Annotated in this window: 11 protein-coding genes; 3 read left to right on the forward strand and 8 right to left on the reverse strand. The window is 52.6% G+C overall.

The window, feature by feature from the left end:
* Positions 1–128 precede the first annotated feature (128 nt).
* From hmsP to bcsR, 7 genes are all read right to left on the reverse strand, one after another.
* A complete protein-coding gene (hmsP, locus tag PS053_RS13140; RefSeq protein WP_001266335.1) occupies positions 129–2,117 on the reverse strand; it encodes a biofilm formation regulator HmsP in 1,989 nt (662 codons plus the stop codon).
* An 81-nt stretch (positions 2,118–2,198) separates the two neighbouring features.
* On the reverse strand, positions 2,199–5,672 hold the full coding sequence (gene bcsC, locus PS053_RS13145) for a cellulose synthase complex outer membrane protein BcsC (protein ID WP_256921722.1): 3,474 nt from the start codon (positions 5,670–5,672) through the stop codon (positions 2,199–2,201).
* Entirely contained in the window at positions 5,654–6,760 is a 1,107-nt protein-coding gene (gene bcsZ / locus PS053_RS13150; protein ID WP_098402231.1) for a cellulose synthase complex periplasmic endoglucanase BcsZ, read from the reverse strand. The genes bcsC and bcsZ overlap by 19 nt, the downstream gene beginning before the upstream one ends.
* 6 nt (positions 6,761–6,766) lie before the next feature.
* Entirely contained in the window at positions 6,767–9,106 is a 2,340-nt protein-coding gene (gene bcsB, locus PS053_RS13155) for a cellulose biosynthesis cyclic di-GMP-binding regulatory protein BcsB (protein ID WP_256879271.1), read from the reverse strand.
* 10 nt (positions 9,107–9,116) lie between these two features.
* Entirely contained in the window at positions 9,117–11,735 is a 2,619-nt protein-coding gene (gene bcsA / locus PS053_RS13160) for a UDP-forming cellulose synthase catalytic subunit (protein WP_059245101.1), read from the reverse strand.
* Positions 11,732–12,484: a cellulose biosynthesis protein BcsQ gene (gene bcsQ, locus PS053_RS13165; RefSeq protein WP_256879270.1), complete on the reverse strand. Its 753-nt coding sequence runs from the start codon at positions 12,482–12,484 to the stop codon at positions 11,732–11,734. Before bcsQ ends, bcsA begins: the two co-directional genes overlap by 4 nt.
* Before the next feature lie 11 nt (positions 12,485–12,495).
* Positions 12,496–12,684, reverse strand: coding sequence for a cellulose biosynthesis protein BcsR (bcsR, locus tag PS053_RS13170; protein ID WP_001063308.1), 189 nt, complete (start codon positions 12,682–12,684; stop codon positions 12,496–12,498).
* A gap of 273 nt (positions 12,685–12,957) precedes the next feature.
* Here bcsR and bcsE point away from each other — a divergent pair, with 273 nt between their 5' ends.
* From bcsE to bcsG, 3 genes are read left to right on the forward strand one after another with little or no spacing between them, the layout of a single operon-like run.
* Positions 12,958–14,529: a cellulose biosynthesis c-di-GMP-binding protein BcsE gene (gene bcsE, locus PS053_RS13175; protein ID WP_256879269.1), complete on the forward strand. Its 1,572-nt coding sequence runs from the start codon at positions 12,958–12,960 to the stop codon at positions 14,527–14,529.
* Complete coding sequence (bcsF, locus tag PS053_RS13180; RefSeq protein WP_000988304.1) at positions 14,526–14,717, forward strand: cellulose biosynthesis protein BcsF; 192 nt, start codon at positions 14,526–14,528, stop codon at positions 14,715–14,717. The genes bcsE and bcsF overlap by 4 nt, the downstream gene beginning before the upstream one ends.
* Positions 14,714–16,393 (forward strand): cellulose biosynthesis protein BcsG, encoded by a 1,680-nt coding sequence (bcsG, locus tag PS053_RS13185; protein ID WP_256879268.1) that lies wholly within the window; start codon positions 14,714–14,716, stop codon positions 16,391–16,393. Before bcsF ends, bcsG begins: the two co-directional genes overlap by 4 nt.
* Positions 16,394–16,478: 85 nt before the next feature.
* Here bcsG and PS053_RS13190 read toward each other — a convergent pair whose 3' ends face one another.
* A complete protein-coding gene (locus PS053_RS13190) occupies positions 16,479–16,586 on the reverse strand; it encodes a type I toxin-antitoxin system toxin Ldr family protein (RefSeq protein WP_010330952.1) in 108 nt (35 codons plus the stop codon).
* Between the last annotated feature and the right edge of the window lie 31 nt (positions 16,587–16,617).

Consider the following 16,617-nt stretch of genomic DNA (forward strand, 5'->3'; position numbering starts at 1 on the left):
CTTAAAATAACACCCAGACAACATCGCAGAAATGTACCTGGATCATAATTGAAACAATAATGTTAAAAAGTTTGAGCTGGCTCGCACAAACCAGCACTTTTTAAAGTTTTGTAATCAGTTTGAGGTAACTACTTTTCTTCCAGGTAACTCTCTTCGAAGATTTCGATAGGGAGTGGACGCGCAAACAGGAAGCCCTGAGCAATGCCGACGCCCGCTTTTGCCAGCCAGTCACGTTGCGCTTCTGTTTCCACGCCTTCAGCAATAATTTGCAGATTCAGGCTTTTGGCCAGCATGATGATTGCGGCAATCATGCTGCTATCTTCCGGTAAACCATCGACAAACATTTTGTCGATTTTCAGCACGTCGATCGGCAACGATTTCATATGCTGCAACTGACGCAGCCCTGCATAACCCATGCCGAAATCATCCAGCGCCACCTGAACGCCTGCGTTACGTAGTGGGCGAAGGATCGCCACTGCCGCATGCGGGTCATCAATACGTCGACTTTCTGTGACTTCCAGAATCAGTGTCCCAGGCTGAATGCGATAACGGGTCAGCAGCTCCAGCATATCCGGCACCATATTCGGATGCATAAGCTGTAAGGCCGAGAGATTCACCGACAGCGGCAGCATAAAGCCGCGTTCCTGCCAGGCAGCAAGCAGTCGACAAGACTCCTCCAGCACCCAATGACCGACGGTCACCATCAGCCCACAGGATTCAATACGATCGATTAGTCCATCCGGTAATTCCCAACGACCATCCGGTTGCTGGATACGCAGTAGCACTTCCGCACTGACTATCTTGCCGCTGGTCATCTCCACCTGCGGCTGCAACCAGACAGCAAACTTATGATTTTCCAGCGCATTAAGGATGTCGCTCTCTTCAGTCAGCCGTTGCTGAGCGGCCTCCATCTGTTGCGGATCGTAGAACTGAATCTGGTTCTTGCCTTTATGTCGCGCAGTAAACGCCGCAGAAATAGCGCGGCTATAAAGTTGTTCGGCGGTGAGATCGCCATAGTACATCGCCACGCCGATACTACAGTGCGGACGCAGTTGAATACGTTCAATCGGCAAGCGCTCACACATAATAGTGAGCACTTGCTGACCTAAAGTAATAGCGTGCCACGGTTCCTGCACGCCATTGGCGATAACAGCAAAGTCGTAACCACTGACCTGTGCGAGGATCATACGTGGCGACAGTACCGATTTGAGTTTCTCCACCAGCGTCAGCAGCAGGATTTCCCGCTGCGCCTCTTCCAGCACGCCCGCAGTATCGCGCAGAGTCTCGCAGGTGATGATCATCAACGCAGTGGTTTGTTTACGTGCCACCACCTGTTCCAGCATCTCCATCAGCAATGCTTTATTCGGTAGATCTGAAACCGGGTAGCGCATCGCATTCTCATTCTGTTCTTCATAATGGCGCTGTAACAATTGCTGATTGAGGTTATAACTGCGCACCAGCATACCGATTTCATCATCCTGGTGCAGACGCGGCAGAGCCAGTTGATGACCGATAATCTCCTGTGGAGGGATCGCGTTAAGTTCACGGGCGATATTGCGTAATGGATGCAAAATCAGTCGGTTAATGCACCAGCTAATCGCTACTGTCAGAATTAATGACAATAGTAAGTAAATGGTCACTAACGTAGAAAGGGTACTCATCACGAACTTGTACATGCGAAAAGAGTCCGACTGAAGCACCAGATAGGCAATCGGCTGTGGATTTGCCGGTCGTTCCAGTGAATAGACGCCCAGCGAGATTTGTACCGGTAGCTCAAACAGTCGGGTGACCATCACCGGCACCGGACGCTCTGGTATGAAACTTTTACGCAACGCCTGAAACTGGTTAGGTAACACAACATCGGCGCGGCTGACCACGCCCGCCGGTTTAATGCTGGCAAGAATCGCTTCCGCCTGGGGAATATCCCCTTTCAAAATGGCGGAAGATAAGGGTTCGCGGACAGAGCGAGCAATGCTTTCCAGTTGCGTAGCCGTGTTATAGCGATTCTGCTGCACCAGATGGAACAGCAAAACGGTGCAAAAGATAAAAACGAACACCAGGACAACGGCTGCCACCATTGCCATCTGCTTGATTGTTAACGAGCGACTTACGCGCAAATTGTCTCCCCCCGGAAATCCCAGATTGCCGCCCGAGTATACCCGATCGCGGCGGCATTAAGAGAGGCGCTATCTGAAAACTTACCAGTCGGCGTAAGGTATTAGCGGCTGCGGCGGTAAATCCATATCACCTTGCCATCCAGCAGCGGAATACCGTACATAAAGCTGGAAATGGCTTGGTGCATAATCCTTCGCTTTCTGGATATCAATCGCCGTACCAACAAACCAGTTAGACGTGACGCGCCGTTCAAGTAACGCTCGCGCCGTGTAACCAAAGCCCTGGCTGCTGCTACCACTGTTGGATTGCTGCGCTGCTTCTTCCTGCCAGTCGGTCGGGATCAGGTTCATCAGCGGATAACGCAGCATGGTTTTGGTCCGTGAGTGCGACCATGAGCCTGAAGCGCCCAGCTCCCACGACCAGTTTTCCGTCCGTTCCCGCCACATCACCGGCACCGCAAACGACAGGTATTCCTGCGGGCTGTAGTAGCCGCCCTGACCCAGTGAGTACCCACTCAGGTCTTTGTCGTAATGCCAGATCATATTGTTAAGACCAATGGTCACACGGCGATTATTCTCGTTGATGATTTTATAGTAATAGCCCGTCATCCAGCGCACGCGCCAGTTATCTTCGACGTTTTTACCGGTTAACCGATCGCCGCTAAGTGATGCCCAGACACCGTTCGCCTCGCCTCTGTCATAGCTCAGGCTTATCCCTGCGCCATCGGCACGCACGCCGCCCCATTTTTTCCCGGTATTACTCGGAGAGTCTTTTTGCCCGCCGAAGGCCAGCATTGAACTGGAGACAGGTCGACGATGCGCGTCAACGGTATAGCCAAGCGGACCGATATCATCGCTGTAGCTAATACCGCCAACCACATCTACCACGTTGAACCCCATCGGCGTGGTGCCAATATCCCAGCTCCAGGTATCGTTACGCCAGCCAACCGCAACGCTGGCGCCAGAATCTGACTGACTGCGATTGCCGCTACAGTCCTGCAACGTACAGGTTCCCCAGTTATCATCCCATTTACCATCGGCATTAGTGGAGAAACTGCCGACGTTCATATTGACGAAATCACTGCGAAAGAACATTCGCCCGTCAGAATACGGCGCATCCACCTGCAACATGGTGGTATGGGCTTTCAGATCGGAGTAACCGCCAGTACCGCTTGAGCCCCAGTAATCATGCTCAAGAGTGACGTTAAGATCCTGCTGACGATAAAGATCTGCCGCATCGCTGCGTACGCCGCGTTTCAGCCAATCGTCTTTCTCGTCATTACGGGTAAGGCGGGTAAAGGTGTCGTTATCCTGCGGACGCGTCGTCGTCACACCGGAAGCGATCATCGCGTCTTTGTAGGTTTCCAGCGCCTGTTGTGGTTCACCTGCCTGCGCCTCAAATTTTGCGCCATCGCGCAGTATCATCGCGCTTTCCATCGACGGCGGCTGAGATTTTGCCTGCGGGATCAACGTATTAAATGTCCGCTGCGCTGCTGCGGTATCGCCAAGCTGCGCCTGCACCAGCGCCACGCGCCGCTGAGTGTTCAGCGAGGCGTTATCGGTGGCGGGAAGTTTCGCCAGTTGGCTGCGCGCCGCCGCTTTGTCGCCTGCGGCAATATCGACTTCCGTCAGGCCAAGAATGGCATCGGCGTTATTCGGCTCCCGCGCCAGCACATTCTGATATGCCGCGCGGGCGGCGGTGTCATCGCGTCGCTGTTGCGCCCAGTCAGCCAGCGTAAGATCAATGCGCGTGGAAGGCGGTTGCTGGCGTAGCATCGCCTCCGCATCCTGTTCTTTGCCGCTGTCACGTAGACGATTAGCCGTTTCCAGTACCTGATCGCTTTGCAGGCGATTCACCAGTTCCTGAATGTTGCCGTTCCACTGGGCGCGCGGCAGATTGTTGATATGCGCCAGCGCTGCCCGTTCCTGATCGTGACCGGAGAGATACAGTCCGTAAGCGTAAACCTGGTCCGGGTCATTCGGCTTCTGTTGCGCCAGGTTACGCATTAACGTATCAGCCTGGGTGCGTTGTCCGGCCTGCCAGAGATCCTGCGAGAGCCGGTAAGTTACCCACACACTGCCGGGGTCCAGCGCCAGTCGTTGCCGCTGAAGTGCTGCCGCCTGCGCCCATTTCCCCTGATTTTCCAGTGCCTCCGCCTGTTGTGATAAGCGATCGTTTTGCAGACTGCGTTCAATATCATCAATGCTGCGCCGTTGGCTGGCAGAGAGCAATGCAATAAACGCTTCGGCTTTTTCTGGCGATTGCTGCCGATAAATGTTCGCCAGTCCACGCACGGCGTTGGTGTTGCTGCTGTCCATGCGCAGGGTCTGCTGATAATAACGTTCGGCGGCGGGGTAATCTTTTCGCGCCATTGCCACATCGCCCAGCCCCAGCACCGCATAGCTGTCGGTGTTATCGACATTGCGTGCCTGCTGGAACAGGCGTTCCGCCTGATCAGGATTGTTCGCTTTCAGTGCGGCATCACCCTGTTGGATCGCCAGCCAATAACGGTTCACTTTCAGCAAACTGTTCCATTTGTCGTTGTTGCTGCTGTGCGGGTCCAGCGCGAGGGCTTTTTCCAGATTCGCTACCGCATTCGCGCGATCGCCTTTCTGGGAATACGCCTGGCCCAGCGCCCCTAGCGCTTCACTGTCTTTCGGATTCGCCCGAACGGCCTGTTGCAATTCAGGAATGGCTTTACCTGCCATGCCAGAATCCACCGCCGCTAAACCTTGCGCACGAGCACGAAAAGTGGGATCGGCCAGTTGTTTTTGTTGTTCCGCCAGTTGCGACTGCGCGGCAGCCACGCTATCGCCATCGCTGAAAACAGAGAGATATTTTTTCAGCGCCTGCACGCTGGCATCACTGACAGGCATGTCTTTAATCTGTGAATACCAGATCTGAGAGGCGCCATCGCGCCCGGCGTCGGATTTTGCCATCTGCTCCAGCACGGCAAAACCTTCATCGCGACGGTCGCTGCTGAACAGCAATAAGGCCAAATTATTTTGCAACCCGGTGTTGCCTGGTGTATCCGCATTAATACGTTTTAGCTGATTAATCGCTTCACCGCGGCGGGCCGGAATTTTCGCCACGGTACTCCAGTATTCCACCGCCATATCTCCTTCCGGCAGCGTACCGTTAAACAGTTTGTCGTATCCCGCCACCGCCTCTTCAGCATGTCCGGTGGTCGCCAGGAGACGCGCTTGTTGCAGCGCCTGACGACCCTCTGGCGTGGAAAGCAGCATGATGGTACGCGACGACTTATAGGCGTTTGAACTCGGTGCTAATTGCGCTAATCGGTTGAGTTGTTTTTGTGCGCCATCCACATCGCCCTGACGTAACAGAGAGCGGAAACGGGCGGCGACAACCTCCGGGTTATTGGGATCAATCAGTTCCAGACGATAAAGCGACTGTTGTACCAGATCCTCACGATGCGTCGCTTCACCCAGCCGGACTTGCTCCAGTAGCTGTTGCTGAGCAGTTGGCGCCGCCTCGACCATCGGCATCACTGCCAGCCCGAGAGAAAGTGTGAGTATATTTAGTGTGAATTTGCGCATTCCTGGCCCCAGTCAGGTAATAACTCACCTTTTGTCGAAAAACGGAAACGGTGTTGATCCCAGCCTTGTCCAAACAAGGTCAGCACAGAGTTGTAATAGGCATCGCTGCCGGGGAGGTTATCGGCAACACGCTGGCGCTGTACGGCCTGCGCATCACGGTTTTGCAGAAATGGCAGCATGGCGGCAGAAAATCCCTCCGGCCCTGTTCCTTGTGCTTTCCCCGTGGCAACATCCACTTTTTCCGGTGGATAGCCGTTTTTCTCGGTGAATGTCGCCATCGGTTTAAAACGGCTAAGCAGCCGCGCTTTTTGCGGATCGCTATCAGGCATCATGCCGACCCACATATAAACCCGAATAGCATCGTAGCTGCTGATCAGCGTTTTTTCGGCTTTTAGCTGCCAGCCTTTGTCTTTCTCATAGCGTACCCAGTCTGGCGAAAACCCTTTCGGCGCAGTTTCCAGCAATAAACGCTGATTGGTTTCTCTCAGCGTGGTCCACGGCGCGCCGAAGCGGGTGAAGTAGTGTGCCAGCGTCGGTGGCAGATAACTCGGGTTAAAGCGCCAGGAGTTATCCTCGACAAAGCCGACTTTGCCTGGTAACAGCATAGAGCCCAGCCCAGGAACCGTCACAACCTCTTCTTGCGCGATGCGTTTTAGCAACGCACTGCCAATGTCGGTATAGCGTTGCTCTTTCCACAATCGTCCCGCTTCCAGCAATGACCAGGCCATCCAGATATCGCCATCAGAGGCCGAGTTACTGTCCAGCACTTCCCATTTTGTATTCTCTTTCTTTCCCCACAGCCAGGCGGGCAAATGTTCTTTTAATGATCCCTGGGCGAGATTGTTCTGCGTCCAGTCGAGAAGGTTATCGAAAGCAGCACGGTCGTTAGCCGCCAGGGCAAAGAACATACCGTAGCTTTGCCCTTCGGAGGTGGTGATTTTACGCGCGTCGCTGGGATCAATAACGCGTCCTTCCTGACTGATATAATCCTCTTTAAACTGCTCCCAGGCAGGCCAGTTGCAGGCTGCCTGCACGCTAAAGGCAGCCAGCAGCAACATCGTCACGATTCCATTACGCAGAACATTCATCATCAATTACTCGTTATCCGGGTTAAGACGACGACGGCTGATAATTCGCAGCAGACGCCACAGTACCCAGGCCAGCAATACCACGCTGATTGCCGCCAGTACCGCCAGCAGAATCGGATGGTTCGCCAGTGCGTACCACAGGCGCTCAAACCACGGCAAATGACCGACGTAATAGATATCACCCACCCGCAGGCTGTTAATGCCCGATTCGCGGATCACCGCGACGGAACCAAACATAGTGGCGCGTTTTCCGCTGTCATTCACCGCATCGTTAAGCATCTCATAACCACGCGGGCTGTCTGCCAGCAGCGCAACCACACTGCGCTGGTCGTTATATGGCGACTGGAAGCCAATTACCGCCGCCATCGCGCCGGAAGAGGTCAGCGTTGACTGTGTTTCTGCCGCGCGGTCGTTTTCATCAGGCACAATGCCGGGGAACGGCGTCTGACGCATCGGTGTTTTCACCCAACTTTCCGTGGCCTGCACCAGCATATCGATCTGCTTGTCGTCTTTCAGTTTTTCCGGGATACCGCCGATAATCATGATATCGGCATCTTTCCCCTGAATAGCGCTGCCATCGTCGGTTACGGTCAGATTAATCGCCGGGAAACCCGTTTGCGCGCCGATAAAACCAACGGTATTCAGCAGCGTTTCCATCTGCGCTTCATTTGGCGTTTTCGGCATCACTGTGATGGTTTGTGACAAATCCGCCATCCGACTGAACGGAAAACCCGCGTTAGCAAAGGCCCGCAGATCCGGCATCGGAATGAAGTGGTAATACTTCGAGAAGTCGATGGTGGAATCGTCGCCAATAACTACGTGATTCTGCACTGGCTGGAAGGTAATACAGTTATCCACCGAACCGCTCGGCATCGGATTCATATATTCAAAGTCGAAGCGCAACTGGTTGGTCGCTCCCAACTTCAACGCCGGAATAGAGACATCCATTTTACCATCCAGCAAACCTTGTAACACCGGAATACGCAACAGCAAGCGGTTCGCCTCCTGTTTGCTGCTCAGGTTGAAAGATTGCAGGAACTGATTATTCAGGCTGATATCCATCCGTGAACTGTCTTTCACCGACGGCATGGTGTAGCGATAGTTGATATCCATATCGATGCCCGTGCTACGCATCAGATAGAGATCCGGCGGCAGGTTCAGCGAAATGTTAATTGCCGCGGGCTCCAGCCCGCTGGACTGTAATTGCTCTTCATAGGTTTTCAGTTCACCAAAAGTAACCGGACGATCTGTACGCACCCAGTTCGGCGCATCGTACGGCTTACGCGGTAGCAGTGGTTTCACTTCATTCACTACCACACTTTCACCACGGAACAGAATATTGCCCTGAGCGATGCCTTTTGCCGCCTGCAACAGGTCTTTGTCATCACGACCAAATACCACCAGCAGTTTGACGTAGGGATTTTGCGGATGGTTGATCATCTCAATCACCGGGGCTTTTACCGCCGGATGATCGCGCAGGAAGTCCGGGCGTTTGTCGTTAGTAGCAAAAACAATCGCATTACGATCCGGCAGTTGATTATAGAGCACCGGGAAGTGCTGACCACGCCAGCCAGAGCGCGAACCAAACCAGGAAGCCACAATTGCCGAAGCCTGTTGCAAATCCGTATCCGGCGAACCAGCAAAAACCATTGGCAGCGTATTCGTGCGGTTATCTCGTGGATCGAAGAACGGAATCGGGAAGTGCGACAGATCATTCTGCAGATTTAACGTCTGGTAAGTCAGCGCTAATCCGCTATTGCGCCCGACGTCAAGCCAGAGCGTAGAACTGGCGGGGTTTTCACAAACATTCTGATAATGACCAACGAACTCCAGCCGCACGCGGTTGAAATCGGTGATAAACAGTGGGTTAATCGGCATCTGTGCCAACGTTTTTTTACCCAACTGTTCTTTGGTCACGGGCAGCACGCCCATCAGTTCATCATTGAGATAAACCTTTAACTGCGACTGGACAGGCAGTAACGATGGCGATGGCGTGTATTCGAGGTTGAGCATCGCTTTCGTCACCACTTCATCACTGCGCATGCCGAACTCAATACTGCCGTTCGGGTTGATACCACGTAGCACCATGCTGCCCGGCGGCGGCGCGATTTGCGCAAAAGTCAGCTTCACATCCCGCGAAGGACCGTTCTGCGCCACAATTGGCGCATTCGCTCCCTGTACGCCAGGCATCACCTGGCCCACCTGCGGGCTTTGCTCCGCCTGGGCAGGCACGGCTGGCTCAGCATTGATCAGTGGTTGCGTTGCTGGCGTCGCCTGCGTCATAAAAGAGGGGAACGCACTCATCCCCATTGCCACTGCACAAATCCAGAATAGTTTTCTTTTCATCGCGTTATCATCATTGTTGAGCCAAAGCCTGATCCGATGGTTGTTCCGTTTCACTCCGTTCCGGGCGGTGTGGAATGAACGATACAACCCAGGAAACCAGAGAAGTCAGCACGCGGAAAATGCCTTTCACCGAAGACGGAGCAAACTCCGCCAGGTGGCGATAACCACGGAAGCCGAGCTTCAGAATATCCAGCAGACTTTCCAGCGGCTTATCTTCCGGGTAGCTGTCCTGCCAGAGCGCCCATGTATCCGCACGGGCAAACGTACACTGCACAAAATCAATATGTTGTTGGGTAGTCAGCGGCATCAATTGCAACCCAACTTCATGCCCCATTACACGCGCCACCTGCGTCGGGAAGACATATTCTTGCTGTCCGCGTTTGAGCAGCAAATTCACCTTCTGTCCTTCCAGAATCTGCGCCTGACCGTTGATCTTGACCCCCAGTCCACCGTCAGAAAAGTCCTGAACGGTGCAAGAGAAGAGGTGTCCATCTTCCCGGGCAATCGCCGCTGGCATCGTCATTTCTACACGGTGTGAACGACGGACCTGCTTGCTTTCTACCGATACCGCCACCGCACCGCCGAGAATAATCAGGTTGTAAAAAACCCACACCATACTAACGATAACAGTGAGCATTTCCGTCGGCGGACCATAGAAGTAACGCCAGATGCCGACAGCGACACCCACCAGGTTGAGCAGTACGAGGAAGATGTATGGGCGTGAAATCACCCAGTCGACATACTCTTCCTCCACCAGCCCGCCTTTGGCGGTGACGTTAAATTTGCCTTTATGCGGATTTATCAGCGCCACCAGCGTTGGCGGCGCGATATACCACGCCAGCACCGTTTCGTAGATTTCACTCCAGAAGGAGTGACGATATTTACCCTGAATCTTCGAGTTGGTCAGGCTGGCGTGAATCATATGCGGCAGTACAAACAGAGCGATCATCAACGCAGGCGCATAGATGATGTAGGCATGAAGCAGCAGAAACGCCAACGGTGCGGTCAGAAAGATCAGCCGTGGAATACCCGACAAAAAGTGGAACATGGCGTTGACGTAGCACAGCCGTTGCGCGAACTTCAGCCCTTTACCGGTAAGTGGGTTATCAAGACGGAAGATTTGCACCATCCCGCGCGCCCAGCGAATACGTTGACCGATATGTGCCGAAAGGCTTTCGGTCGCCAGCCCTGCCGCCTGCGGAATACGCATATATGCGGAGGTATAGCCACGACGGTGTAAACGCAACGACGTGTGCGCATCCTCGGTTACGGTTTCAACAGCAATGCCGCCTATCTCATCCAGCGGCTTACGACGAATCACCGCACAGGAACCGCAGAAGAAAGTGGCATCCCACATATCGTTACCGTCTTGCACCAGACCGTAGAACAGCGTGCCTTCGTTCGGCGTCTTACGAAAACGCCCAAGATTGCGTTCAAACGGGTCCGGTGAGAAGAAATGGTGCGGCGTCTGCATCATCGCCAATTGCTTCTCTTTCAGGAACCAGCCCATGGTCATTTGCAAAAACGAACGTGTGGGTACGTGGTCGCAGTCGAAAATCGACACGAACTCACCTTTGGCATATTTCAACGCGTTATTGATGTTGCCTGCTTTCGCATGTTCATGGGTGGTACGGGCGATATATTTCACCCCCACGTTTTGTGCAAACTGGCGAAACTCTTCCCTACCGCCATCATCGAGGATCCAGATAGTTAACTTATCTTTCGGCCAGTCGAGGCCCAGCGAGGCGTAAATGGTGTTTTTCACCACATTAAGATCTTCGTTGTAGGTCGGCACAAAAATATCCACCGATGGCCACAGCGACATATCTTTCGGCAGCGGTACTGGCTGACGATTCAACGGCCATACGACCTGGAAGTAACCGAGTACCAGCACAATCCACGCATAGGTTTCAGCAAACAGCAGGATTAACCCGCACACCAGGCTAACCGGATCGTCCCAGTTCAGCGTGGAGGTGTAGCGCCACCAGATATAGCGGCAAGAGACGGTGAGTGACAGCACAATCAACATCAGCGCGGAGAAACGCCCCGGCATCCGCCGTACAATTAGCGCTACGCCCCACAGCAACATCAGGAAGATAAATTGTGATAGCGGATTAAACGGCTGGGTGACGCAAATCAGCGCCAGAATCAGCGAGAAGGTGACGATAATGCCAAGAATAAAACGCCGGGCTCCAGCACTCAGATGGCCGAGTTCTTTTTTCTCATCAAGATGTTGCGTGTTATGGCTGAAGCGTCCCGGAAGCTCATCCATCCATTGATGGTAACGCTCACGGATATTCTGTAGACCTGAGAATGCCCGCCAGCGCGGTTTCGGCGTTTCTCTGTGTGACGCGCTGATCAGCAACCAGCCGGTCTGAATAGCATAACGGATCGGGTCCAATGGACGCGGACGTGAGGCGTTGATATGGGGGAACAGGATTTTATGTTGTGCGCGAATACGCTGCCAACGCGGATGCTCCAACGGGATAAATATCCAGGCGAGGATCAACCAAAAACACCCGAGCGTCGCGCTGAAAGCCGACGCGCCGTGGCGACGATAATCCCGATAATGTCCGATAAGCCGCGCATTAACCGGCGGAATAAGCAACCACCGGGTCAGGATACTCATGATGCGCCCCCGACCGGCGTTTTCAGCCCGGAATAGTTCAACAGACACCAGTTTGCCAGCGTCAATATTTCTTCTGCCGCCAGCGCATCACTGCGGTATTCGCCCAATGGCTGTTTCGCCGCCAGACATTCAGCCATCGCTTCATCGCGATGGATGAGCATCGGCAACAGACGCCGTTGGCTTTGTAACCAAAGCTGGTAAATATCATCCTGAATCTGGCTGCCAACGCGGAAATCATTAATCAAAATATGTGCATTGGCGGGCAGTGCTTGCTGATGCAGCCGAATATGGCAATTAGCGTCCACTTTGACAATCGCCAGGATGTGATCGCACAGACTCAGCAACTGATGAGTGATTTGCGAGGCGTCGTGCGGTAAATCGAGCAAAATCCATTGATAGCGTCCGCTAGCCTTCAGTTGCTGAAGGCCGGAGCAGATCTCGCCCAATCGGCATTGCCAGTGCTGGGGATTTCCTTGTTCTTCAATGGATAACTGGCCAAAAGGCAGTAGATCGAGCTGCGAGGTATAACGTAGCCCGGCGTCACGCCAGTCCTGACCGTCCAGCATAGCTCTGGCCCACCCCAGACGATGAGCAAAATCAACGTTGAATGACAAGCGCAGTAAATTATCCGAGCTGGCGTCGACCACCAGCACGTTTTCTCCCAACATTTGCAATGACCAGGCTAACGCAGCAGTAATGGTTGTAGTACCCACGCCTCCCCGCACCCCTTGCAATCCCAGTACGGCCATTTACCGCTCCCCTACTTTTGTTGCGCAAACTCATTCAGTAACGGCCAACGCTTTAATGCTGCGGCTAACTGTTCGCGTTGGGAAATATCGGCATAATCAATATCAGGCAGTGAAAATGCCTGTTTTAACGCCAGAATATCGTTCTGAAAAATATAGCCTAATGCGGGATCAGGCAGAGCATCTGGTTCGTTGTTATTCATTATGGTCGATCTCTATGAAATAGGATTTATGCAAATAAGACAGTTCTAACAAACTGAATTTCACACGATCATTGTTAAACAACAATACGGAATTTGTTCATTTTTTGACTTTCCGTTACGCAACGGCAAAAAGTAAAAAACGAAAAGGCTGGTATCACAAGGCTTCCGGCTTGCTAAATTGATTCACATGCTAAATCTGATAAGTTTTAATTTCAATGGTAGGTTTATTTCTTTGCTTTCGCTAGTAAACTGGTAATCAGACAAAATGGTGACATGAGGGACATTGTGGACCCTGTATTCTCTATCGGTATCTCATCGTTATGGGATGAACTACGACATATGCCAGCAGGCGGCACCTGGTGGTTTAACGTTGATCGCCATGAAGATGCTATCAGTCTGGTGAATCAAACTATTGCATCTCAGGCTGAAACCGCGAAAGTTGCGGTCATTAGCATGGGCAACGATCCTGAAAAAGACTTCAAATTAGATGATTCTCAAGGCCCAGAAAAAATAAAATTATTTTCGATGCTAAATTATGAGAAGGGTCTATACTATTTGCCTCGTGATTTACAGTGCTCCATTGATCCTCAAAATTACCTTTTCATTCTTGTTTGCACAAATAACGCATGGCAAAACATTCCTGCCGAACGACTTCGCTCGTGGCTGGAAAAAATGAATAAGTGGAGCAGATTAAACCATTGCTCACTGCTGGTAATTAACCCGGGAAATAATAACGATAAACAATTTTCATTGTTGCTGGAGGAGTACCGTTCGCTTTTTGGACTCGCCAGCTTGCGTTTTCAGGGGGACCAACATCTGTTGGATATTGCCTTCTGGTGCAACGAAAAAGGCGTCAGCGCTCGCCAGCAACTTACCGTCCAGCGACAAAATAACATCTGGACATTAGTGCAGCGCGAAGAGGCGGAGATCCAGCCGCGCAGCGACGAAAAACGTATTCTTAGTAATATTGCCGTACTGGAAGGCGCGCCGCCGCTATCGGAACACTGGAAGTTATTTGATAATAACGAAGCGCTGTTTAATGAAGCTCGTACCGCTCAGGCGGCGACGGTGGTGTTCTCTTTGCAGCAAAACAGACAAATCGAATCTCTGGCTCGCAGCATTCATACCCTGCGTCGTCAGCGCGGCAGCGCGATGAAAATCCTCGTACGGGAAAACATTGCCAGCCTGCGCGCTACCGATGAACGCCTGTTGCTGGCCTGCGGCGCTAACATGGTGATCCCGTGGAACGCCCCACTCTCTCGTTGCCTGACAATGATTGAAAGCGTGCAAGGGCAGAAATTCAGCCGTTATGTGCCTGAAGATATCACCACCCTGCTGTCAATGACCCAGCCGCTGAAACTACGCGGTTTTCTGAAGTGGGATGTGTTCTGTGATGCGGTCAATAACATGATGAATAACACGTTATTGCCTGCTCATGGTAAAGGGGTGCTGGTCGCTCTACGACCGGTTCCAGGCATTCGTGTTGAGCAAGCCCTGACGCTGTGCCGTCCAAATCGCACAGGCGATATCATGACGATTGGCGGCAATCGGCTGGTGCTATTCCTCTCGTTCTGCCGGATTAACGATCTGGATACCGCGTTGAATCATATTTTCCCACTACCTACCGGTGACATTTTCTCTAACCGTATGGTCTGGTTTGAAGATGATCAAATCAGCGCTGAACTGGTACAAATGCGTTTACTGGCCCCGGAACAATGGGGCATACCGCTGCCTTTAACACAGAGTTCCACCCCAGTAATCAATGCCGAGCACGACGGTCGCAACTGGCGACGCAAACCGGAACCTCTGCGGCTATTAGGTGATGCAGTGGAGCATTCATCATGATGACTATCAGCGATATCATTGAAATTATTATCGTTTGTGCGCTGATATTTTTCCCTCTGGGCTATCTGGCGCGACACTCAATGCGACGTATTCGTGACACTCTACGTCTGTTATTTGCTAAACCTCGTTATGTTAAACCGGTCGGTACGTTACGCCGCGCGAAAAAAGCCAGGGCAACCCAAAAATGACTCAATTTACCCCAAATACCGCCATGCCTTCTTCCCTGTGGCAATACTGGCGCGGACTTTCTGGCTGGAACTTCTATTTTCTGGTCAAGTTCGGCCTGTTGTGGGCGGGATATCTGAACTTCCATCCGCTGCTTAATCTGGTGTTTGCTGCATTTCTGCTGATGCCGATTCCACGCTACAACCTGCATCGCTTGCGCCACTGGATAGCCCTACCGATCGGCTTTGCCTTGTTCTGGCATGACACGTGGCTGCCCGGCCCGGAAAGCATAATGAGTCAGGGATCGCAGGTAGCGGGTTTCAGCGCCGATTATTTAATCGACCTTATCACTCGCTTTATTAACTGGCAGATGATCGGCGCCGTTTTTGTACTGTTTGTGGCCTGGTTATTTCTGTCGCAGTGGATTCGCGTCACCATTTTTGTGGTCGCTATTCTGGTGTGGCTAAACGTACTTACCCTGGCGGGACCAAGTTTCTCTCTGTGGCCTGCAGGTCAACCCACCACCACAGTGACGACGACAGGGGGTAACGCAGCAGCAACTATCGCAGCCGCAGGCGGCACGCCGGTGGTCGGTGATATTCCTGCACAAACCGCCCCACCGACAACCGCGAACCTCAATGCCTGGCTGAATAATTTCTATAACGCCGAAGCGAAACGCAAGACGCCTTTCCCGTCTACGCTTCCGGCTGACGCCCAGCCATTTGAGCTTCTGGTCATTAACATTTGCTCTCTCTCCTGGTCAGATATTGAAACTGCCGGGCTGATGTCGCATCCGTTATGGTCGCATTTCGATATTGAGTTTAAAAACTTCAACTCTGCAACCTCGTACAGTGGTCCGGCAGCAATTCGTTTGCTGCGCGCCAGTTGTGGTCAGACATCGCATACCAATCTGTATCAACCGGCAAACAATGACTGTTACCTATTTGATAACCTTTCAAAACTTGGCTTCACCCAGCATTTGATGCTGGGGCATAACGGCCAGTTCGGCGGCTTTCTGAAAGAAGTCCGCGAAAACGGTGGTATGCAGGCGGAATTGATGGATCAAACCCATCTTCCGGTTATTCTGCTGGGCTTTGATGGTTCGCCAGTCTATGACGATGCCGCCGTACTCAACCGCTGGCTGGACGTCACCGAAAAAGATAAAAACACTCGCAGCGCCACGTTCTACAACACGCTTCCACTGCATGACGGCAACCATTATCCGGGCGTCAGCAAAACCGCAGATTACAAAGCGCGGGCGCAGAAGTTCTTTGATGAACTGGATGCGTTCTTTACCGAGCTGGAAAAATCTGGCCGTAAAGTGATGGTCGTCGTAGTGCCAGAGCACGGCGGCGCGCTGAAAGGCGACAGAATGCAGGTGTCTGGTCTGCGCGATATTCCGAGCCCATCAATTACTGACGTTCCCGTTGGTGTGAAATTCTTCGGTATGAAGTCACCGCATCAAGGCGCGCCGATTGTCATCGATCAACCCAGTAGTTTCCTGGCAATCTCCGAACTGGTAGTTCGCGTTCTCGATGGCAAGATTTTTACTGAAGATAATGTCGACTGGAAAAAACTCACCAGTGGATTACCGCAGACAGCACCAGTATCCGAAAACTCAAATGCGGTAGTCATCCAATACCAGAACAAGTCCTATGTTCGTTTAAATGGCGGCGACTGGGTGCCTTATCCGCAGTAAGAGCGAAAAAGGCCGCAGAATTTACCTCTGCGGCCTGGTCCGGGCGCATATTGCCATTACGGCAGCCTGACGCCCGCGTGACACATTACTTCCGCTGATTCAACCAGTTCACGATCAGGCTGGCGAGAATGCCAGCAATGACCGGAGCCGCTAAATCGTGCCAGAAGGCCATGCCTAACTGCGCGAGCGTCATATAGCCGCCTGTGTTGTAATGACAACGTTTC

The organism is Escherichia albertii, assembly GCF_028622335.1.
Classification (GTDB): domain Bacteria; phylum Pseudomonadota; class Gammaproteobacteria; order Enterobacterales; family Enterobacteriaceae; genus Escherichia; species Escherichia albertii.